General features: G+C 53.8%; 16 protein-coding genes and 3 tRNA genes. 15 read left to right on the top strand and 4 right to left on the bottom strand.

The genetic code is table 11. From position 1 onward, the window contains the following. Nucleotides 1-292: 292 nt before the first annotated feature. From mscM to rsgA, 3 genes are all read right to left on the bottom strand, one after another. Nucleotides 293-3,613 carry a miniconductance mechanosensitive channel MscM gene (mscM, locus tag BL249_RS12100; RefSeq protein WP_099704713.1) on the bottom strand — a complete coding sequence of 1,107 codons (3,321 nt, stop codon included), beginning with the start codon at nucleotides 3,611-3,613 and terminating at the stop codon, nucleotides 293-295. A gap of 6 nt (nucleotides 3,614-3,619) precedes the next feature. After that, nucleotides 3,620-4,519, bottom strand: a complete 900-nt coding sequence (asd, locus tag BL249_RS12095) for an archaetidylserine decarboxylase (RefSeq protein ID WP_099704712.1) — start codon at nucleotides 4,517-4,519, stop codon at nucleotides 3,620-3,622. 107 nt (nucleotides 4,520-4,626) lie between these two features. Continuing rightward, on the bottom strand, nucleotides 4,627-5,682 hold the full coding sequence (gene rsgA / locus BL249_RS12090) for a small ribosomal subunit biogenesis GTPase RsgA (protein WP_099704711.1): 1,056 nt from the start codon (nucleotides 5,680-5,682) through the stop codon (nucleotides 4,627-4,629). Between the two features lie 159 nt (nucleotides 5,683-5,841). On the opposite strand from rsgA, the gene orn reads away from it, so the two are divergent. The 4 genes from orn (at nucleotide 5,842) to BL249_RS12070 (ending at nucleotide 6,838) form a co-directional block, all read left to right on the top strand. Next, on the top strand, nucleotides 5,842-6,393 hold the full coding sequence (gene orn, locus BL249_RS12085) for an oligoribonuclease (RefSeq protein ID WP_099704710.1): 552 nt from the start codon (nucleotides 5,842-5,844) through the stop codon (nucleotides 6,391-6,393). A gap of 159 nt (nucleotides 6,394-6,552) precedes the next feature. Beyond that, a tRNA-Gly gene (locus BL249_RS12080) sits at nucleotides 6,553-6,628 on the top strand. 31 nt (nucleotides 6,629-6,659) lie between these two features. Next, nucleotides 6,660-6,735 (top strand) — tRNA-Gly (locus tag BL249_RS12075). 27 nt (nucleotides 6,736-6,762) lie between these two features. Beyond that, a tRNA-Gly gene (locus tag BL249_RS12070) sits at nucleotides 6,763-6,838 on the top strand. 386 nt (nucleotides 6,839-7,224) lie between these two features. On the opposite strand, the gene BL249_RS12065 is transcribed toward BL249_RS12070, so the two are convergent. Continuing rightward, entirely contained in the window at nucleotides 7,225-7,425 is a 201-nt protein-coding gene (locus BL249_RS12065) for a hypothetical protein (protein WP_099704709.1), read from the bottom strand. 78 nt (nucleotides 7,426-7,503) lie between these two features. On the opposite strand from BL249_RS12065, the gene nnr reads away from it, so the two are divergent. The 11 genes from nnr to BL249_RS12010 all read left to right on the top strand — a co-directional run bounded on the left by nnr (nucleotide 7,504) and on the right by BL249_RS12010 (nucleotide 20,206). Beyond that, complete coding sequence (gene nnr / locus BL249_RS12060; RefSeq protein WP_099704708.1) at nucleotides 7,504-9,027, top strand: bifunctional ADP-dependent NAD(P)H-hydrate dehydratase/NAD(P)H-hydrate epimerase; 1,524 nt, start codon at nucleotides 7,504-7,506, stop codon at nucleotides 9,025-9,027. Then, on the top strand, nucleotides 9,024-9,497 hold the full coding sequence (gene tsaE, locus BL249_RS12055) for a tRNA (adenosine(37)-N6)-threonylcarbamoyltransferase complex ATPase subunit type 1 TsaE (RefSeq protein WP_099704707.1): 474 nt from the start codon (nucleotides 9,024-9,026) through the stop codon (nucleotides 9,495-9,497). The genes nnr and tsaE overlap by 4 nt, the downstream gene beginning before the upstream one ends. Then, nucleotides 9,497-11,167, top strand: a complete 1,671-nt coding sequence (gene amiB, locus BL249_RS12050; protein ID WP_446717681.1) for an N-acetylmuramoyl-L-alanine amidase AmiB — start codon at nucleotides 9,497-9,499, stop codon at nucleotides 11,165-11,167. Before tsaE ends, amiB begins: the two co-directional genes overlap by 1 nt. A 165-nt stretch (nucleotides 11,168-11,332) precedes the next feature. Beyond that, nucleotides 11,333-13,189, top strand: coding sequence for a DNA mismatch repair endonuclease MutL (mutL, locus tag BL249_RS12045; protein ID WP_099704705.1), 1,857 nt, complete (start codon nucleotides 11,333-11,335; stop codon nucleotides 13,187-13,189). Beyond that, on the top strand, nucleotides 13,182-14,132 hold the full coding sequence (gene miaA, locus BL249_RS12040) for a tRNA (adenosine(37)-N6)-dimethylallyltransferase MiaA (protein ID WP_099704704.1): 951 nt from the start codon (nucleotides 13,182-13,184) through the stop codon (nucleotides 14,130-14,132). The genes mutL and miaA overlap by 8 nt, the downstream gene beginning before the upstream one ends. A gap of 104 nt (nucleotides 14,133-14,236) precedes the next feature. Continuing rightward, nucleotides 14,237-14,551 carry an RNA chaperone Hfq gene (gene hfq / locus BL249_RS12035; RefSeq protein WP_099704703.1) on the top strand — a complete coding sequence of 105 codons (315 nt, stop codon included), beginning with the start codon at nucleotides 14,237-14,239 and terminating at the stop codon, nucleotides 14,549-14,551. Nucleotides 14,552-14,877: 326 nt separating this feature from the next. Continuing rightward, complete coding sequence (hflX, locus tag BL249_RS12030; protein ID WP_099704702.1) at nucleotides 14,878-16,161, top strand: ribosome rescue GTPase HflX; 1,284 nt, start codon at nucleotides 14,878-14,880, stop codon at nucleotides 16,159-16,161. Nucleotides 16,162-16,226: 65 nt separating this feature from the next. Continuing rightward, entirely contained in the window at nucleotides 16,227-17,468 is a 1,242-nt protein-coding gene (hflK, locus tag BL249_RS12025) for an FtsH protease activity modulator HflK (RefSeq protein ID WP_099704701.1), read from the top strand. A 2-nt stretch (nucleotides 17,469-17,470) separates the two neighbouring features. Further along, the gene (gene hflC, locus BL249_RS12020; protein WP_099704700.1) at nucleotides 17,471-18,475 is read left to right on the top strand and encodes a protease modulator HflC; all 1,005 of its coding nucleotides are present in this window, start codon (nucleotides 17,471-17,473) and stop codon (nucleotides 18,473-18,475) included. A gap of 74 nt (nucleotides 18,476-18,549) precedes the next feature. Beyond that, on the top strand, nucleotides 18,550-18,756 hold the full coding sequence (locus tag BL249_RS12015; protein WP_099704699.1) for a DUF2065 domain-containing protein: 207 nt from the start codon (nucleotides 18,550-18,552) through the stop codon (nucleotides 18,754-18,756). Between the two features lie 151 nt (nucleotides 18,757-18,907). Further along, nucleotides 18,908-20,206 carry an adenylosuccinate synthase gene (locus tag BL249_RS12010; RefSeq protein WP_099704698.1) on the top strand — a complete coding sequence of 433 codons (1,299 nt, stop codon included), beginning with the start codon at nucleotides 18,908-18,910 and terminating at the stop codon, nucleotides 20,204-20,206. Nucleotides 20,207-20,367: the final 161 nt, after the last annotated feature.

The raw sequence follows: 20,367 nt of genomic DNA, 5'->3' as shown, positions 1-20,367 counted from the left end.
TGATTGATCTATGGATTGGTTATTCAGGCAGTACAGCGCGCATGGCAGCCTGATGGTGACGACGGTTTGTTTGATATACGTATTGTATACAACGTAAATACAACTTATTTACATGGCAATAACGTTGCCGGCTTTATTGTTTAAGTTGTGAGCAGCTTCGCAATTAATCCCTGATATCTGCAGCAGAAAGCCGGGTAACGGCCAGACGGGGCAGGAGTACGGCGGGAGAAATACAGCAGGATCAAGCCAGCTCCGGTTGTGGGTGGTAAAGCGGGATTTGGCGATGGCGGCGTTACAGGCCGCCGGAGCGGAAGGTTTTCTGACGTCCGTCGGCCTGAGAACCAGCCGGTTGCGGCGGTCCGGTTTCCACTCTGGCCTGGAAAGGCGGAAACGGCATTTCAAGGCCCTGCTCGCGGTAACCTTCCAGAATCAGGCGGTGCAGTTCATGACGCAACGGCATTCGGTGCCCCATTTCAGCGGCATGAACGCGTAACTCAAAGCGCTGAATACCCTGATGCAGGTCCACCAGCCAGGCTTCAGCTTTGGGGGTTTCTAAGACATAGCTGCAGCGAGCGGCAGCAGCCAGCAGCACCTGGACGACCTGCTCGGTACTGGCTTCTGCGCTTGCCGGAATCGTCAGCACAATACGGGTGACTGAATCTGATAGCGACCAGTTTACAAATTGTTCGGTTATAAAAGCCTGATTTGGAACGATGATCTCTTTTCTGTCCCAGTCGGTAATGGTGGTGGCACGGGTATTAATACGGGTGACGCTGCCGGTGAGATCGCGCAGGGTGACGGTATCACCGATGCGGATAGGTTTTTCAAACAGGATAATCAGGCCGGAAATGAAGTTGGCAAAAATTTGCTGTAAACCGAAACCCAGTCCCAGCCCCATAGCGGCTACCAGCCATTGCAGTTTAGACCAGTCGATACCGATCAGTGAAAAGCCCATCAGGCCGCCAATCAGGATCAGCAAATATTTGCTCAGGGTGGTGATGGCATAACCGGTTCCCGGTGACAGGGCAAGATGCTGGAGTACAGCCAGCTCCAGCAGTGCCGGCATATTACGTACCAGCAACGTGGTAATAATCAGCACCAGAATGGCGATGAGCAGAGAGCCGAGCGTGATGGGATGGATATTTTCCACGCCATGTATTGTGCTGCTGCTATCCCACAGGTGAATATTTTCCAGAAAACCAAAGGCAGGGTAAATCTCTGACCACAGGATAATAACTGACACCAGTGCGATCAGCGTCAGTAACGAGCGGACCAGGCGCAGTGACTGAGCGCTGATTATGTCGAGATTGATAACCTGCTCATCATCCTGCTCGGCAGGGGGCAGGGTAATCTCCTCCCCTTTTGCCCGTGCTGAGAGGATGTCAGCGCGACGCTGGCGGGCACGATCGAAGGCAATACGCCGGCGTTGAATCAGCATCCAGCGGCGAATAATGTAATAAATCACCAGCAGTATAAACCAGATAGTCACCGAGGTTTCCAGCCGGCCTAACAGCGCTTGCGCCGTAGCCAGATAGCCGAGGCAGGCGGCGATAGCGGCAACCATCGGCGTGGCCACCAGCAGATACCAGAAGACGGCATTAAGCAGGTTATCGCCACTGCCGTCTTTATCAAGATAGAGCGGAATACCGGCGCGCTTCAGGCTGACGGTTACCAGACTGAGTGCCCCGCATATCAGAATAAAGCACAGCCGTCCCAGAGTGGCGGAGAAATCGTTGTCATCGAGATGATCGAAGGCAATCAACAGCATCACCAGCGGCACGATGAAACCGATGCTGAGCGAATAGTAGCGCATCGCCCGTGCTGCGCGCTTTTCCGACCAGCGGAAATGGGCAATAAACAGGCCGTTTGGCCGCGCGAATGCGGCGCTTATCATGACGCCCCAGAGCAGCGGCAGGGTAGCGGTCACCCCGTCACCGATGGCATTGGCAATAGGGTAGCGCCAGGCGTGCTGTAAGCCAAAGCCCAGCGTTGCCCACAGAACCGGTAATGGCACTGCCACCAGTATTGACCAGAACACGGTATATACCGTCAGCCGGAAATGATCCTGAGTCACGTTACCAATTTGTTGCGCGGCGCGATTAAGAAACTGGCGATAATGGCGACGGGTACTGAGGCTAAAGCCAACCAGCAGCAGTGCGCCAATAATCGGCAACAGCGTTTCACGGCTGGTAAACATCATCACCAGTGCACCGCTGAGCTGGCCAAGGGTATCCAGTGACAGCAGCCGGTTAAGGTCATGCAAGGTGTCCAGCGGGGTGCTCAGATTGATGCTGCGTATATCCGCAGCCCAGAACAGATAACGGTGTGTGGCTTCTTTGACCTCATTTAATGCGTCAATTAACTGGCCGTTAGCGACGCGTAGCTTGGTCATTTCCAGTATCAGATTATCGCTGCCGTTAATCAGTGAGGTTAACAGTTCACCCTGGGTTTTTAGTTGTTCATCCAGGATCTGTTTTTGTCCGGCAGTCAGGGGATCGCCATTTTCCTGTTGCATTTGCTGCAGCTGCGGCAACCGGGCTTGCATATCCTCATAATAAAAACGTTTAACACGGTAGCGCGTGATTTCATTATCATTTTGCAGCGTATTTGGCATTTCCGGCAGACGCTCCACCTGGGTACGCAGAGCTTCAGCCAGCACATCAGACTCACTCAGCCACTGAGACTGCTCAAGAATTGTGCTCAGCGTTTTACGAACCTGCTGGGTATTATCAACGGCGGTACGCTGCAGTTTTGTCAGCTGTTCAATGCGCTGTGCCTGTTGGTTGAGCGCCTCGGAAAGTTGATGATTAACGTTAAATTGTTCGGTAATCGCCGCGGGTAATGCTGGATGAGTTTCTGCGACCTGTCTGGCGCGCTGTAAGGTGATTTCAGCTTCACGCTGACGCAGGTTATAAAGCTGCTGACGCAAAGAGAGAAAGTATTTGTCCAGCTGCGCATATTTTTTTCTGTGCAGTTCAGCGCGTAACCGTGCCAGCTCCTGACGATTATTCACTGACAGCTGTGCCAGCTCGAATTCATCAACCCGGGCTTTTTTGGCGAGAGCCGCAGCCTGACGAGCTTCATACTGCGCCTGGGACAACGGGCTGGTTGCCTGTTTGACGTTATGCAGTCGCCGTACCGCTTCGTTAACTTCACGACGGGCGCTAAATTCCTGCTGTGGCAGCTGGCTGCGTGAGTTGCCTATTTCACGCGCGCTGTCCTGATTCTGCTGAGCCAGGCGCCTTTCTTCCATGAGCTGGCTGTTAACACGCAAAATTTCCTGTTGCAGTTCCGCCGCCGACAGCGTGCTCATGGCGTGTTCAGGGACCTGATCGAACGTGCTGATCTGCTGGCGTAATTCGCGTGCCTGTTGGGGAAAGTCTTCAATAACCTGCTGATATTGCCGGATACGATGCAGCGAGGTGCTGCGATCGTTCAGATAATCAAGCGTGGTGCTGAGTGCGGCAATGGTTTCAGTTTGTGTTGGTGAATCTTTGGCCGATTTAGCCTCTTCCAGCTGTTGCTTAATCTGCGCCGCATCCAGTTCACCGGCAGCCAGGGCCGGCTGGATAAGTCCCCAGCTGAAAAGCAGCGCGATAAGCAAGCGTGGCATAAGAGGCTACCTTTGGCCGCTGGTGGGTGAGGCTGGCTGTGGCTGAATGGCTATCGCCAGCGGCTGACCCAGACGGGTGGTGGTTTCCGGCGTCAGGCTTTCGACCAGCCTGATTTTACCGGGTGCAAACAGATTAATTACCGTTGAACCGAGTTTAAAACGCCCCATTTCCTGGCCTTTGAGTAGCACGACAGCGCCGGGCTCTTCAGCTTGCGGCCAGCTCCAGCGCTTTATTGCACCATCACGCGGCGGCGTGACCGTGCCCGCCCAGACGGTTTCAATACTGCCAACAATCGTCGCCCCTACCAGAATTTGTGCCATCGGACCAAATTCCGTGTCAAACAGACAAATAACCCGTTCATTGCGGGCGAACAGGTTCGGGATATTGCGGGCAGTGAGCGGATTGACCGAATAAAGGTCGCCGGGAACGTAAATCATCTCACGTAATATACCGTTACAAGGCATATGTACACGGTGATAGTCACGCGGTGCAAGATAGGTGGTAATAAATTCGCCGTCGCGAAAGATTTCGCTCATGTGGGGACTGCCGGCAACCAGTGCGTCGAGAGAATAATGGTGGCCTTTAGCCTGAAAAATCTGATTGCCTTCAATGTGGCCAAGCTGGCTGATGGTGCCATCGGCTGGCAGTACCAGTAAATTAGGATCGGCATCCAGCGGACGCGCATCGTCGCGCAACGGGCGCACGAAAAAATCATTAAAAGTACGATAGTGTGCGCTGTCCGGTTTTTGTGCTTCGGACATGTCAACTTTATAAAACCAGATAAACAGATCGATGACCGCTTTCGTCAGGCGGCCTCCGCGTTTAGCTGCTCCCCATCCTGCCAGTTCCGTCAGGGCTTTTTTGGGCAACACGGCATTCAGGCCGAGTTTAAATTTATCAAGCACGTTAGCCTCCTGGCTTGTTTAGTTACCGTACGACATCCCGGCAGGGTTGTCACCGCCACTGGTCAATCAGGCGGTTGATACTGCCTGTTTAATATATAAATCAGGATTTAGCTGTCGCCTTCATAAAAGTTTTTTCTGCTTTTAATTTGCGACATGCTTTCCAGAATCCGGTGGTAGTTGTCAAAACGCGAAGAACTGATTTCACCGCGTTCGACCGCCGCCCGGATCGCACAGCCGGGGTCGCTATCATGTTTGCAATCGCGAAACTTACAGCTGCCTAAAAATGCACGAAATTCGACAAAACCATAGGTAATTTGTTCCGGTTCAAGATGCCATAAGCCGAACTCACGTACACCCGGGGAGTCGATAACATCGCCGCCATGGGGGAAATGATAAAGCCGGGCCGCGGTGGTGGTATGTTGCCCCAGTCCGGAGACGTCAGACACCTCATTCGTCAGAATGGCCTGGTCGTCCAGTTCAAGACCCAGTAAGGTATTCAGCAGGCTGGATTTACCGACGCCGGATTGTCCGGCAAAAATACTGGTGCGTCCAGCCAGGGCTTTTTCCAGCGCCTGTAATCCCTCGTGCTGACGGCTGGAGGCCATGATAACCCGATAGCCGATATGGCGATAAATGGCCATCTGTTGTTCAACAAATTCACGGGCCGGGTCATCGAGCAGATCGGTTTTGTTGAGCACCAGCAGCGGTTCAATGTCCAGCGTTTCGCTGGCAACCAGATACCTGTCGATAATATTCAGCGACAATTCCGGCAGAATAGCCGACACAATCAGAATCTGGTCAATATTGGCGGCAACCGGCTTTACGCCATCGTACAGGTCGGGCCGGGTCAGCACCGACTGGCGGTCATGTACCGCTTCAACAATGCCTTTCACCCCGCTGCCGTTGCCAATACCGGGACGCCAGACTACCCGATCGCCGGTGACCAGGGAGCGGATGGTTCTGCGAATATTGCAGCGGTGATGTTCACCTTGGGCATCTTCCACGTCTGCGTGCATCCCAAAGCGGCTGATAACCAGGCCGTCACAGGCCTCACCGAATTGGCTATCATCGGCTTCCGGTTTCTGCGTGCGCGTGCTGAGACGACGCTGATGATTCGCATTGACCCGGCGCTGCTGCCCTTTTGACAGTTTGTTTTTACTCACTTTTCCTCACGCGGTTACAGAGCATTTCACTCAAGCGGGGCAAAACGTCTATGATACACGCTAATCGGATACTCTCCCACTGTCGGACGCGGTTACCCGCTGGCGGAACAGCGGGATAACCTGAAAGCAATGATGGCAATGACTCACGCGGGATGCAGCATGACACTGAATGAAAATAATCTTATCTGGATCGACCTGGAAATGACCGGACTGGATCCAAAGCGCGATCGTATTATTGAGATTGCGACAATTGTCACGGATGCCAATCTGACCGTGCTGGCAGAAGGGCCGGTTATGGCTGTGCATCAGTCTGATGCACAGCTGGCATTGATGGATGAGTGGAACGTACGCACCCATACGCGCAGCGGCCTGGTCAAGCGCGTGAAAGCCAGTTCACTGAGTGAAGGTGATGCGGAACAGGCGACTATCGCTTTTTTACAACAGTGGATACCGGCAGGCAAATCGCCTATATGTGGTAACAGCATTGGGCAGGATCGCCGTTTTCTCTTCGAATATATGCCGCAATTAGAGGCCTATTTTCATTATCGTTATCTGGATGTCAGCACCCTGAAAGAGCTGGCGCGGCGCTGGAAACCAGCAATCCTGCCAGGCTTTAAAAAACGTGGCACCCACCAGGCACTGGAGGACATTCGTGAATCGATCGCTGAGTTAGCTTACTATCGTGAGCATTTACTCAATCTGGCAGAGTAAGGGCAGGACGCTGTTGATTAAAACAGCGGGTCGACGATAAAATCGTCAGTCATGCAAAAAGCACAAAATTTTGCGAGAAGAAGCTTGCGGCTATAAGGATTTCTCGTATAATGCGCTCCCCGTACCGTTGCTGATTTTGCACGGCTTCGGTGACGTAATGCGGGAATAGCTCAGTTGGTAGAGCACGACCTTGCCAAGGTCGGGGTCGCGAGTTCGAGTCTCGTTTCCCGCTCCAAATCAGGATGCGCAGTAACAGCCGCTGAAACGCGGGAATAGCTCAGTTGGTAGAGCACGACCTTGCCAAGGTCGGGGTCGCGAGTTCGAGTCTCGTTTCCCGCTCCAGCTGTTACAGGCCATCTGCTTCTCTTTGCGGGAATAGCTCAGTTGGTAGAGCACGACCTTGCCAAGGTCGGGGTCGCGAGTTCGAGTCTCGTTTCCCGCTCCAGACATTTCTTTGTTGATTCACATTGTGGTTTGCCTGCTATCGCCTGTCGTTTTGTCCGGTCTTTTTGTCGGTTGTAAACAGAGTTATCCACAGGTTTCCTGACTTCCCTGCGAAAAACCGGTGTTTTAACGAATTTGTCTTTTTTGTTTTACCTTATGATTTTTAACACTATTAAAATATTTCAGTTTGTTAACTGGATCACTTGTAGTTTTTGTGAAGATTGAATGACAACGTTTTTTTGTTTTTATGCACAGCTTGTGGAAAACGCTGCGTGGCCGTCTGTCACCGCGTTTCCCGCCGGATATCCTGCCACTGGCCGGCCTTAGCGTCTGGCAATATTTCGCCTTACTCACTTCTTCGCGCTAACCTGCCGGGGGCTCGTGTCCTCAGGGAAGAAAACCGGCTTTGCGTTGCGGGTCAGCGCCGCTAACGAACAATTGCGTGGCTATACGCAGTGATTCCCCGGTGGTGGTATCGGGTCGGCGCGTCATTTTCAGCCTGCTGCGCAATACGTTATGATAGATCTTTTCGCCGCCATCGCGGCTGATATGGCCAGACTGCGGATTATTCAGCGTGTTTATCACCACTTTTCACCCGGCGATAAGCGCGTTGCTTTATGCTGATTTATCCGCTGGCCGCGTTGAGTCAGACCGGGAGGATGAGATATGACTGATCTGCATAGCGAACACCACGGCGATGGTTTACCTCACTCCTTGTGGCCCGCCGGAGCGATGGCGGCGCTGGAAAAAGAGGCGGCCGATGCGTTGGGTCTGACGCTGTATGAACTGATGCTACGTGCCGGTGAAGCCGCTTTTCAGCTGATACAACAGCGCTGGCCGCGGGCAGCGCATCTGCTTATCCTCTGTGGTCATGGTAATAATGGCGGTGATGGTTACGTTGTGGCGCGCCTGGCACAATCGGCAGGCCTGACGGTGACCTTACTGGCCTGTGAAGGGAGCCGGAGTTTGCCGGATGAAGCGCAGCAGGCAAGAGAGGCCTGGCTGGCGGCTGGCGGGGTGATTCACGCCGCCGATGCCCCCTGGCCGGAAAATGTTGAGGTGATTGTTGATGCGCTGCTCGGCACCGGTCTGAACCGTGCGCCACGTTCGCCTTATGCAGAGCTTATCCGCCAGGTGAATAACCATCCGGCCGCGGTCTTTTCTATAGATATTCCCTCCGGGTTAGTTGCAGAAAACGGCACAACACCCGGCGCGGTAGTCAACGCTGACGCGACCCTGACCTTCATTGCGTTAAAACCCGGCTTATTAACCGGCAAGGCACGCGATCATGTCGGGCGACTGTCTTACCATGCGCTTGGTCTGACGCGCTGGCTTGCCGGACAAAATGCGCCGTGGTCACGCATTGATAGTGGTTCCCTCACCGGCTGGCTGTCTCCACGCCGCGCCAGCAGTCATAAAGGGGATAATGGCCGTCTGGTGATGATTGGCGGCGATCGCGGTACGGCGGGTGCTATCCGGCTGGCAGCCGAAGCGGCAGTGCGCAGTGGCGCCGGTCTGGTACGGGTAATTACCCATGCAGATAATATTGGTCCCTTACTGACAGCCCGACCAGAACTGATGGTGGATGAACTCAGTGAGCATACGCTTGCTGATGCACTGGAATGGGCCGACGTGATTGTTATCGGTCCGGGACTGGGGCAAGGTGACTGGGGTAAACAGGCGTTAAAAAAAGCTGAAAATACCGCGAAACCGATGCTGTGGGATGCCGATGCGCTAAACCTGCTGGCAATCAGGCCGGATAAACGTCAGAATCGCATTATTACGCCTCATCCCGGCGAGGCGGCCCGGCTGCTGAACGTGAGCATCGGCGAAATTGAAGGCGATCGTGTCGCGGCGGCGCAGCGTCTGGCAAAGCGCTATGGCGGGGTGGTGGTGTTAAAAGGCGCCGGCACTATCATTGCCAGCCAGCAGGCTGAGCTGGCTATCGCCGATGTTGGCAATCCCGGAATGGCAAGTGGTGGCATGGGGGATGTGCTTGCGGGCATCATTGGCGCACTGACAGGGCAGAAGTTGTCGTTGTATGATGCTGCCTGCGCCGGTTGCGTTGTACATGGGGCGGCGGCAGATCGCGTTGCCGGCCTGAAAGGCCCGCGCGGCATGCTGGCTTCCGATCTTTTTTCTCAGCTGTACCTGTACCTTAATCCAGAAATGTTGATTCCATTAAAATGAAAAGCTGTGTATTTTCGCTGCCAGATGAGGCGGCTACCCTTAATCTGGCGGCGAACGTTGCCCGTGTCTGTCATGGCGCGGTGGTGATCCATTTACAAGGTGACCTCGGTGCAGGTAAAACCACTTTCTGCCGTGGATTCCTGCATGCACTGGGACATCAGGGTAATGTTAAAAGCCCGACCTATACTCTGGTTGAACCTTATACGCTGGATGACCGGACGGTTTATCATTTTGATCTATACCGGCTGGCGGATCCGCAGGAACTGGAGTTTATGGGAATACGCGACTATTTCACGCAAAATACGCTTTGTCTGGTGGAATGGCCTCAGCAGGGCGACGGCGTTCTTCCTGCGCCGGATCTGGCACTCAGCCTGTCGTATCAGCAGCCGGGACGGAAAGCAATTTTAAGTGCGTTGAGCGCAACCGGCGATAAAATGCTGCAGGAAATAGACGGAGTGAAAGGTTGCTGATAATGCATTATATAAAAACAGGTCTGACGGCACTGTTCTTGTTAGTTACTTTACCGGCTCTGGCGGCCAATCTTTCCGATATCAATGTGTCCAACGGCAATAATCAGGCAACGGTGACGCTGAATTTCACCGCTCAGCCGGATTATGCTTTTTTCCCTTTGCATAACCCGGAACGCGTGGTGCTGGATATCCGCAAAAGCGGTGTTGTACAGGGGCTACCCCTGAGTTTTAGCTGCAGGAACCTGGTTAAAGTTATCCGCACCAGTCAGCCGAAAGATAACCAGAGTATCCGGCTGGTTTTTGAACTGACCCAGCCAGGACGTACCCATGCCGTGACGCAAAAAGCCGGTAGTGGTTACCGCGCGGTATTTACTATCCGGGCCAGCCAGCCGGTCAGCAGTGCGCCGGCCGCCACCCGTTCAACAGCGACGCGTCCGGCGGCAGCACAGAAAAATCCGTTTAACCGCAATCCCGTCACCGCGGTTGCCAGTGAAGATACCCGCGTTGCGCCCGGCGGCGGCGCCAGTGCCAGTGCCGGTAACGATCGGGTCGTGGTGGCGATTGATGCGGGTCACGGCGGTCAGGACCCCGGGGCGATAGGGGCAGGCGGGCTGAAAGAGAAAAACGTGACGATTGCCATTGCACGTAAACTTCGGGTGCTGCTCAATGATGACCCAATGTTTAAGGGGGTGATGACCCGGGACGGCGATTATTTTATCTCGGTGATGGGACGCTCCGACGTCGCGCGTAAACAAAATGCAAATCTGCTGGTTTCGATTCATGCCGATGCGGCGCCGAATCGTACTGCCTCAGGGGCTTCGGTTTGGGTGCTGTCAAACCGCCGCGCGAACAGTGAAATGGCAAACTGGCTGGAGCAGCATGAAAAACAATCGGAGCTGCTTGGTGGTGCCGGCGATCTGCTGGCCAACAGTCAGGCCGACCCTTATCTTAGTCAGGCCGTCCTTGATTTACAGTTTGGTCATTCTCAGCGGGTGGGTTACGACGTGGCGGTAAAAGTGCTTGCCCAGTTGCAGCATATTGGTGTGTTGCATAAGCGCCGTCCTGAGCATGCCAGCCTCGGCGTGCTGCGTTCGCCGGACATTCCATCGCTGCTGGTGGAAACCGGCTTTATCAGTAACCCGGCGGGTGAACGGCTGCTCGGTTCCAGCGTTTATCAGCAGAAAGTGGCCAGCGCAATTTATCATGGCCTGCGCAATTATTTTTTGACGCATCCGCTTCAGTCGGTGCCAAAAGCGGAAAACCGTCCGCTACAGAGTGCTGCGGCGGTGAGCGTATCCGCCAATAGTGCCAGTGGCCCGACCCAGTATACCGGCCCGACGGTGCGTCACGTTGTTAAACGCGGTGAGACGCTGTCGGGTATTGCCGCGCATTATGGTGTCAGCACTTCAACGCTCAGTACGCTGAATCATCTGAAGAAACCGACTGTCTGGGTCGGGCAACGGCTCAGCGTCCCTGCCAGTGCCAGTGCCAGTGCCAGTGCCCCGCCGGCGGTGACCAAAGGATTACAGCATCATAAAGTGGTACGCGGTGATTCGCTGTCGGCGATTGCGGCGCATTATGGCGTCAGTCCGCAGGTCATTATGCAGGCGAACAAAATGAAGTCGCAGAATGTGATGCTGGGGCAGGTGTTAAAAATTCCTGCTTCCTGATGATACCAGCGCGCTCTAAGATCGCGTTTAATGCTGAGGGCGAGGTGTCGGGATAAGAAAAACAGCTTATTCTTTTCACGCCGTCAGGCTGGCTGGTGCCAGTCAGCTCTGGGTGCGGGTGGTGAGAGTGACCCGCCTGTTTTTCAGATTTAATAGGAATAGCCAATGTCCATTCAGGTGCTACCACCGCAGCTTGCTAATCAGATCGCCGCCGGTGAAGTGGTTGAACGGCCTGCCTCGGTGGTAAAAGAGCTGGTGGAAAACAGCCTTGATGCCGGTGCCACCCGGATTGATATCGATATTGAGAAAGGCGGTGCAAAGCTTATCCGTATTCGTGATAATGGTTGCGGTATTGATAAAGATGACCTGACGCTGGCGCTGGCTCGCCATGCCACCAGTAAAATTCGCTCACTGGACGACCTTGAGGCGATTATCAGCCTTGGTTTTCGTGGTGAGGCGCTGGCCAGCATCAGTTCGGTGTCCCGTCTGACCCTGACCTCGCGTCCGGCCAGCCAGCGTGAGGCCTGGTCTGCCTACGCTGAAGGCCGGGAAATGGCGGTAACGGTGAAACCGGCCGCCCATCCTGAAGGCACCACCATAGAAGTGCTCGACCTGTTTTATAACACCCCGGCGCGGCGCAAATTTATGCGCACAGAGAAAACCGAGTTTACGCATATTGATGAGGTGGTCCGTCGCATCGCCCTGGCCCGTTTTGATGTCGCCCTTTCTCTTAGCCACAACGGCAAGCTGGTCCGTCAGTATCGTGCTGCTACTGACGACACTCAGCGTGAACGGCGGCTGGGGGCGATCTGCGGTAGCGCTTTTCTCAGTCATGCCCTGCTGGTCGAGTGGCAGCATGGCGATCTCAGTTTACGCGGCTGGGTGGCTGATCCTGCCGGCGCCCGGGCGGTAACCGAGCTGCAGTATTGCTATGTGAATGGCCGCATGATGCGTGATCGTCTGATTAACCATGCTATTCGCCAGGCCTACCAGGATAAGCTTGGTGCTGAGCACCAGCCGGCTTATGTGCTGTACCTTGAGGTTGATCCTCATCAGGTCGATGTGAATGTTCATCCGGCAAAGCATGAAGTGCGTTTTCATCAGTCGCGTCTGGTCCATGATTTTATTTATCAGGGCGTGGTCAGTGTTATTCAGCAGAGCAACGAAATAGCGCTTCCCCTGGTGGCAGAAGATGAACCTTCAGCCGTAACGGACATCCGCTGGCAGCCGGCTAATCGCCCCTCAGCCGGCGGCAATCATTTTGCAACCCCAGCCACCGGTCAACGACCGGAAGCGCCGCCGGCCAGGCACCAGAGCGGCGGGCAATCGGCACAGGAGGGATACAGTCAGCGTCAGGGCGCGCTGTATCAGACCCTGTTGCAGCCCGCGCCGACGGTGGCCCGCGAGCCGCAACCGACAGTACCGGCTGCGGAGGTAACCTCATCTGAACTGCCTCTTCAGAGCCATAGCCTGAGTTTTGGCCGCCTGCTAACGGTACTTTCTGGCGTCTGGGCACTGCTGGAACAGGCGGGGACGCTATACCTGCTGAGTCTGGCTGCGGCCAATCGCTGTCTGAAGCAGACACAGCTCGATCCCGCCAGTGCCGCGCTGAAAGCGCAGCCGTTACTGATCCCGGTGCGTCTGAAGCTGGAGAAAGCACAACGCGAACTTGTTGCGCATAAACAAGCGTTGTTAGCGCAGTTTGGTCTTGACCTGAGTAATGATGGACAACATGTGACGCTGCGGGCGGTGCCTTTACCTTTACGCAACCAAAATTTACAAATCTTGATTCCAGAGCTGATAGGCTATCTTGCCAGTCAGTCAGCGTTGACTACGGCAGAGATCGCAACATGGTTAGCGGACCGTACGGCAAATGAAGCTCAGCAGTGGAATCAGGCGCAGGCGATTGCATTGCTGGCGGAAGTTGAACGACTTTGTCCGCAGCTGGTCAAATCTCCACCTGATGAATTACGACAACCGATCGATATTGAAACGGCGGTTAACGCGCTGAAGCATGACTGAGAAAATCCCGGCGGGCCGGCCAAAGGCGATTTTTTTGATGGGGCCAACTGCCTCTGGTAAAACGGCGCTGGCTATCAGCCTGCGCCAGCAGCTTCCCGTTGAATTGATTAGCGTTGATTCAGCGCTGATTTATCGGGGAATGGACATTGGCACCGCCAAACCCAGCGCGCAAGAGCTGGCGCTGGCACCACATCGTTTACTGGATATTCGCGATCCGGCGCAGGCTTATTCTGCAGCAGAGTTCCGGCGCGATGCGCTGGCAGCGATGGATGATATTACCCGCCAGGGACGCATACCGCTGCTGGTGGGGGGAACGATGCTCTATTATAAAGCGCTGCTGGAAGGATTATCGCCGTTGCCCCCGGCCGATCCGGAAGTGCGTCAGCGCATTGAGCAAATGGCCGATGAAAAAGGATGGGAACATTTGCATCGCCAGCTACTGGCTGTGGATCCGGTGGCCGCAACGCGTATTCATCCGAATGATCCCCAGAGACTCTCGCGAGCACTGGAAGTTTTTTTTATTTCGGGTAAAACTTTAACCGAACTGACGAAAACGTCGGGGGAAGCGTTACCCTATGATGTTACGCAATTTGCTATTGCTCCGGCAAATCGCGAATTGTTACATCAGCGTATTGCGCAGCGCTTCCAGCTGATGTTAGCGTCGGGATTTGAGGCAGAAGTCCGGGCTCTTTTTTCCCGAGCTGATTTGCATACGGATATGCCTTCCATTCGTTGTGTTGGTTATCGCCAGATGTGGTCATATTTGCAGGGTGAGATCGACTACGATGAAATGGTTTATCGGGGAATTTGCGCAACCCGCCAGCTGGCTAAGCGTCAGATGACCTGGCTGCGTGGGTGGGATGGGATTCACTGGCTGGATAGCGATCGGCCGGTGGATGCACGTGATCAGGTGCTTCAGGTTGTTAGTGCGAAGCCCCGGTGATTGTGTAAAATTGATAGGTTATCTTGCGCAAATTTTTTACGCAGTATTTCAGAGCCTCCGGGCTCCTAAAGTTATAAACAACAAGCATATAAGGAAAAGATAGAATGGCTAAGGGGCAATCATTACAAGACCCGTTTCTGAACGCATTGCGTCGTGAACGTGTTTCGGTTTCTATTTATTTGGTGAATGGTATTAAACTGCAGGGCCAGATTGAGTCATTTGATCAGTTTGTGATTTTGTTGAAAAACACGGTGAGTCAGATGGTTTATAAGCATGCTATCTCAACCGTGGTGCCGTCCCGTCCGATCTCCCACCATAGTAATAATACGGGTGGCGGTAGCAATAACTATCATCAGGGCAGTAGCAACCAGCCGGCCGGGACTGCCCAGCCGCAGCAGGATAACGACGACGCTGAATAAAGTCAGTGCGCGGGAGTTATCTGGCTATTTGCCAGTCAGCCGCCTGAGCGCAGGAAAGCCTTTATCCCCGGCCAGAGAAACAATGTGATCGTGCCGGGGGATGGTGACGCTCTGTGGCGATGTGATGTTTTACGATCAGGATGCAGCGGGGATCATACTGGCGTTGGGTTCCCCGTCTGCGAAAATGTTTCTGACCTTGTCTTTTTTTACTGCAGGTCGGGAACCGCTATCTGTTGTAAGCGCTTTTTAAAGAAGGGCGTTCCAAATCTGATTTTACGCAGTATGGCCAGCGCGTTGTCATTTTACGTTTCAGAGAGGTTTTCAGTTTGTTCGACCGTTATGATGCCGGTGAGCAGGCCGTACTGGTGCACATCTATTTTTCGCAGGATAAAGACATGGAAGATTTGCTGGAGTTTGAAACTCTGGTCTCTTCCGCCGGTGTTGAGGCGCTGCAGGTGATTACCGGCAGTCGTAAGGCGCCACATCCTAAATATTTTGTCGGTGAGGGCAAAGCGGTTGAAATTGCGGAAGCCGTAAAAGCAACCGCTGCCAGTGTTGTGCTGTTTGACCACGCGCTGACTCCCGCGCAAGAGCGTAACCTGGAAAGGCTGTGTGAATGCCGGGTCATTGACCGTACTGGCCTGATTCTCGATATTTTTGCCCAGCGTGCGCGCACGCATGAAGGGAAACTGCAGGTTGAGCTGGCACAGCTGCGCCATCTTGCCACACGACTGGTGCGCGGCTGGACTCACCTTGAGCGACAGAAAGGGGGGATTGGTCTGCGCGGCCCGGGTGAAACCCAGCTGGAGACCGACCGCCGACTGCTGCGTAATCGTATCAGTCAAATCCTCTCTCGCCTTGAACGCGTCGAGAAGCAGCGTGAGCAGGGGCGCCAGTCGCGCAATAAAGCTGATGTAGCGACGGTATCACTGGTCGGGTACACCAATGCCGGTAAATCGACGCTGTTTAACCGCCTCACCGCCGCGGAGGTTTACGCCGCCGATCAGCTGTTTGCAACGCTCGATCCAACCCTGAGACGTATTGATGTGGTAGATGCCGGCGAAGTGGTGATCGCCGATACGGTAGGATTTATTCGTCATTTGCCCCACGATTTGGTTGCTGCCTTTAAGGCCACCCTGCAGGAAACGCGACAGGCAACCCTGCTGTTGCATGTTATTGACGCCGCCGATGTGCGGGTCGATGACAATATTGCCGCTGTTGAAACTGTGCTGGCGGAAATTGAAGCCAGCGACATTCCAGCGCTGCATGTAATGAATAAGATCGATATGCTGGATACGTTTACCCCGCGTATCGATCGCGATGAAGAAAACCGTCCGGTTCGGGTATGGCTTTCCGCACAGACCGGAGAAGGTATTGCGCTGCTTTTCCAGGCGCTGTCTGAACGTCTGGCAGGAGAAGTGGCGCAATTTGATTTACGCCTGCCTCCCAAAGAAGGGCGGTTGCGTAGTCGTTTCTATCAGCTTCAGGCTATTGAAAAAGAATGGAATGAAGAAGATGGAAGTATTGGTATGCAAATTCGCATGCCTGCCGTGGACTGGCGCCGGCTGTGTAAGCAGGAGCCGTCTTTGGTAACTTATATTGTTAGTTGATTTTGCCTGAATGCGTATTCTGAGCTTTGGAATACCACCGCACACACAAATAATGGAGTAAAAACATGGCGTGGAATCAGCCCGGTAATAACGGACATGACCGCGACCCGTGGGGAAGCAGCAATAATCAAGGCGGCAACTCTGGGGGAAATAAAGGGGGACGTAATCAAGGGCCTCCCGATCTGGACGATATCTTCCGTAAGCTCAGCAAAAAGCTGGGTGGCCTGGGCGGTGGTAAAAAAGGCGGCGGAGAGGAGAGTAATCGTTCATCAGGTAACGGTGGCCGCTTAACGGGCATTGTGCTGGCGGCAGTGGTGGTTATCTGGGCTGCCAGCGGATTTTATACCATTAAAGAAGCAGAACGCGGTGTGGTTACCCGCTTTGGTCATTTCAGCCATATCGTTGGACCCGGCCTCAACTGGAAGCCGACCTTCATCGATCATGTTCGTGCTGTTAACGTTGAGGCAGTGCGTGAACTGGCGGCATCCGGACTGATGTTAACCTCGGATGAAAACGTGGTGCGTGTTGAGATGAACGTGCAGTATCGGGTGACCAACCCGGAAGCTTATCTTTATTCGGTGGTCAATGCTGACGACAGCCTGCGTCAGGCCACTGACAGCGCGCTGCGTGGTGTTATTGGCCGTTCAACTATGGACCGAATTCTTACTGAAGGTCGTACCGTTATCCGTAGTGAGACACAGCGTGAGCTGGAAGAAACGGTTCGTCCGTATCACATGGGAATTACGCTACTTGATGTCAACTTCCAGACGGCACGTCCGCCGGAAGAGGTGAAAGCGGCCTTTGATGATGCCATTGCCGCCCGTGAAAACCGCGAACAGTATGTGCGTGAAGCGGAAGCTTACGCCAATGAAGTGCAGCCGCGTGCAAACGGTCAGGCGCAGCGTATCCTTGAAGAGTCACGTGCTTATAAAGCCCGTACCGTACTGGAAGCGCAGGGTGAGGTTGCCCGCTTTGCGAAAATGCTGCCTGAATATAAAGCCGCACCTGATATCACCCGCGAACGTCTTTATATTGAAACCATGGAGCATGTGCTCAGTCGTACCCATAAGGTGCTGGTAAGCGATAAAGGCAGCAACCTGATGGTACTGCCACTCGACCAGCTTATGCGTGGACATCTGCCTGCTAACAGCAACAGTCAGGACAACAGCAGTAACCTGATGCGCCTGCCGCCGTCAGGCAGTCATGCCCGCAGTAACGGCGGACAGTCATTCAGCCCGGATGACATCATGGATCAGCGTCGTGCTAATGCACTGCGCAACGATACCCAGCGCGAAGGGAGAGAATAACGATGCGTAAGCCATTAATCGTCGTACTGATTGTTGTGCTGGTGGTGCTCTACGCGTCACTGTTTGTTGTGCAGGAAGGCCAGCGCGGCATTGTTATGCGCTTTGGTAAAGTGCTGCGCGACACCGATAACAAACCGCTGATTTACACCCCTGGCCTGCACCTTAAAATTCCATTTATCGAGTCGGTAAAAACCCTCGATGCGCGCATCCAGACTATGGATAACCAGGCCGATCGCTTTGTCACCCGTGAAAAGAAAGATCTGATTGTTGACTCCTATATTAAATGGCGCATCAGTGATTTCGGGCGCTACTACCTGGCTACCGGTGGTGGCGATATTTCTCAGGCTGAAGTGTTGTTAAAGCGTAAATTCAGCGACCGTTTGCGTTCTGAAATGGGACGGCTGGATGTCAAAGATATCGTCACGGACTCCCGTGGCCGGCTGACCACCGACGTCCGGGACGCGCTGAATAACGGTTCGGCTGGATCTGATGACGAGGTGAGTACACCGGCGGCTGACGATGCCATTGCTTCGGCGGCTAAACGGGTTGAGCGTGAAACCTCAGGGCATGTCCAGGCGGTTAATCCAAACAGCATGGCCGCGCTGGGGATTGAGGTGGTTGATGTCCGCATTAAGCAGATCAATCTGCCTACCGAAGTGTCTGAAGCTATCTATAACCGTATGCGCGCTGAACGTGAAGCGGTAGCGCGTAGCCAGCGTTCGCAGGGACAGGAAGAAGCTGAAAAAGTACGCGCTCAGGCTGATTACGAGGTGACGCGTACTCTGGCAGAAGCACAGCGGGAGGCGCTGATGATTCGCGGTGATGGCGATGCGGCAGCGGCTAAACTGTTCGCCGATGCGTTCAGTAAAGATCCGGATTTTTACGCCTTTATCCGTAGCCTGCGCGCTTATGAAAATAGCTTCAGGAACAATCAGGATATTATGGTACTGAACCCTGACAGCGATTTTTTCCGCTATATGCGTCCGCCAACCAGCGCGAAACGCTAATCTTCTGATATCACTGTCACGGGCCGGGTATCATCCGGCCCGTTTTTTTTGTTCATAGGGAGTGTTACCAGACAATGAGTACCACCATCTGGCTTGCGCTGGCCTTAGTGCTGGTGCTTGAAGGCATAGGCCCGATGCTGCTGCCGCGCATATGGCGACGTATGATTCTGGCAATGGCTCAGCTGCCCGATCGTCTGCTTCGTCGTTTTGGCGGTGGGCTGGTGGTCGCCGGTGTTGTCATTTATTACATGCTTAGCGCACATAGCGGAAGCGCGGGTTGAAGTACAAATTGTGTCTGGTGCGGCGGAAATATCCATATATTGCTATTGCGCGTTATCACAGCAAAAAAAGGAGACTGTGCAAACTAAAAGTGCTGAAAATGCGAAAAGCCGATGGTAAAATCCATTTTTAAGCAATCGGTGATTTTGAGAAATGGGTAAGAATGTCGTCGTACTGGGCACCCAATGGGGTGACGAAGGTAAAGGTAAGATCGTAGACCTTCTGACTGAACGCGCTAATTATGTTGTGCGCTATCAAGGTGGCCACAACGCTGGTCATACACTGGTTATTAACGGTGAAAAGACCGTCCTTCATTTAATCCCCTCCGGAATTTTGCGAGACAATGTCATCAGCATTATTGGTAATGGCGTTGTGCTGTCACCTGCCGCATTGATGAAAGAAATGAAAGGGCTTGAAGCGCGTGGTGTACCGGTACGCGATCGTTTACTGCTTTCGGAAGCCTGTCCGCTTATCCTCGATTACCATGTTGCGATGGACCTGGCGCGGGAAAAAGCGCGCGGTGACAAAGCCATTGGCACGACTGGTCGCGGGATCGGGCCGGCGTACGAAGATAAAGTTGCCCGTCGTGGCCTGCGGGTGGGCGATCTGTTCAATAAAGATGCCTTTGCCTGTAAACTCAAAGAGATTGTTGATTACTATAATTTCCAGCTGGTTAACTATTACAAAGCCGACGCCGTCGACTACGAAAAAGTATTGAACGATGTGCTGGAAATTGCTGACGTTCTGACCGCTATGGTAGTGGATGTTTCCGATCTGCTCGATCGCGCGCACAAGCGGGGCGACCTGATTATGTTTGAAGGGGCGCAAGGTACGCTGCTGGATATTGACCACGGCACTTATCCCTACGTGACCTCATCAAACACCACGGCGGGTGGCGTGGCGACCGGTTCCGGTATCGGTCCGCGCTGTGTCGATTACGTGCTGGGTATTGTTAAAGCATATTCAACGCGAGTAGGCGGAGGGCCGTTTCCGACCGAATTGTTTGATGACACCGGTGAGTACCTGAGCGAAAAAGGTCAGGAATTCGGTGCCACCACTGGCCGTCGTCGCCGTACTGGCTGGCTGGATGCCGTTGCAGTGCGCCGTGCGGTACAGATTAATTCATTGTCTGGCTTCTGTCTGACTAAGCTGGATGTGCTTGATGGTCTGAAAGAAGTGAAAATTTGCGTGGCTTATCGTCTGCCGGACGGCCGCGAAGTGACCACCACGCCGCTGGCCGCTGAGCGCTGGGAAGGCATTGAACCGGTTTACGAAACGCTGCCGGGCTGGAGTGAAACCACCTTCGGCGTGAAGGCGTTAGATGGCCTGCCGAAAAACGCCCGTGATTATATTAAACGTATTGAAGAGGTGACAGGCGTTCCGGTGGATATTATCTCAACCGGCCCTGACCGCAGTGAAACCATGATCCTGCGTGACCCGTTCGACGCCTAATCATGCCAGGCCGGTTTTCTGACCGGCCTTTTGTTCTTTTCAGGGGCGCCTGCCTTTTCTTTCGTCTGCCGTATATTCAAAAAATAGCCCGCTTTAGCAGGTTGGTTTATCATCAATGTAACTGCGAATTCAAACGGATACTCAGTATGCAGGGACAGCCA

This window comes from Erwinia sp. OLFS4 (assembly GCF_002752165.1).
Lineage (GTDB): Bacteria > Pseudomonadota > Gammaproteobacteria > Enterobacterales > Enterobacteriaceae > Izhakiella.
Note: the sequence above shows the minus strand (reverse complement) of the source record. Positions and strands in the feature narration are given on the sequence as shown.

What these genes read in the sequence shown, in the direction of transcription:
- tsaE (WP_099704707.1), top strand. Translation starts at nt 9,024, where the DNA reads ATGAAAAGCTGTGTATTTTCGCTGCCAGATGAGGCGGCTACCCTTAAT.
- BL249_RS12010 (WP_099704698.1), top strand. Translation starts at nt 18,908, where the DNA reads ATGGGTAAGAATGTCGTCGTACTGGGCACCCAATGGGGTGACGAAGGT.
- nnr (WP_099704708.1), top strand. Translation starts at nt 7,504, where the DNA reads ATGACTGATCTGCATAGCGAACACCACGGCGATGGTTTACCTCACTCC.
- hflC (WP_099704700.1), top strand. Translation starts at nt 17,471, where the DNA reads ATGCGTAAGCCATTAATCGTCGTACTGATTGTTGTGCTGGTGGTGCTC.
- mutL (WP_099704705.1), top strand. Translation starts at nt 11,333, where the DNA reads ATGTCCATTCAGGTGCTACCACCGCAGCTTGCTAATCAGATCGCCGCC.
- mscM (WP_099704713.1), bottom strand. Translation starts at nt 3,613, where the DNA reads ATGCCACGCTTGCTTATCGCGCTGCTTTTCAGCTGGGGACTTATCCAG.
- orn (WP_099704710.1), top strand. Translation starts at nt 5,842, where the DNA reads ATGACACTGAATGAAAATAATCTTATCTGGATCGACCTGGAAATGACC.
- hflK (WP_099704701.1), top strand. Translation starts at nt 16,227, where the DNA reads ATGGCGTGGAATCAGCCCGGTAATAACGGACATGACCGCGACCCGTGG.
- hfq (WP_099704703.1), top strand. Translation starts at nt 14,237, where the DNA reads ATGGCTAAGGGGCAATCATTACAAGACCCGTTTCTGAACGCATTGCGT.
- BL249_RS12015 (WP_099704699.1), top strand. Translation starts at nt 18,550, where the DNA reads ATGAGTACCACCATCTGGCTTGCGCTGGCCTTAGTGCTGGTGCTTGAA.
- miaA (WP_099704704.1), top strand. Translation starts at nt 13,182, where the DNA reads ATGACTGAGAAAATCCCGGCGGGCCGGCCAAAGGCGATTTTTTTGATG.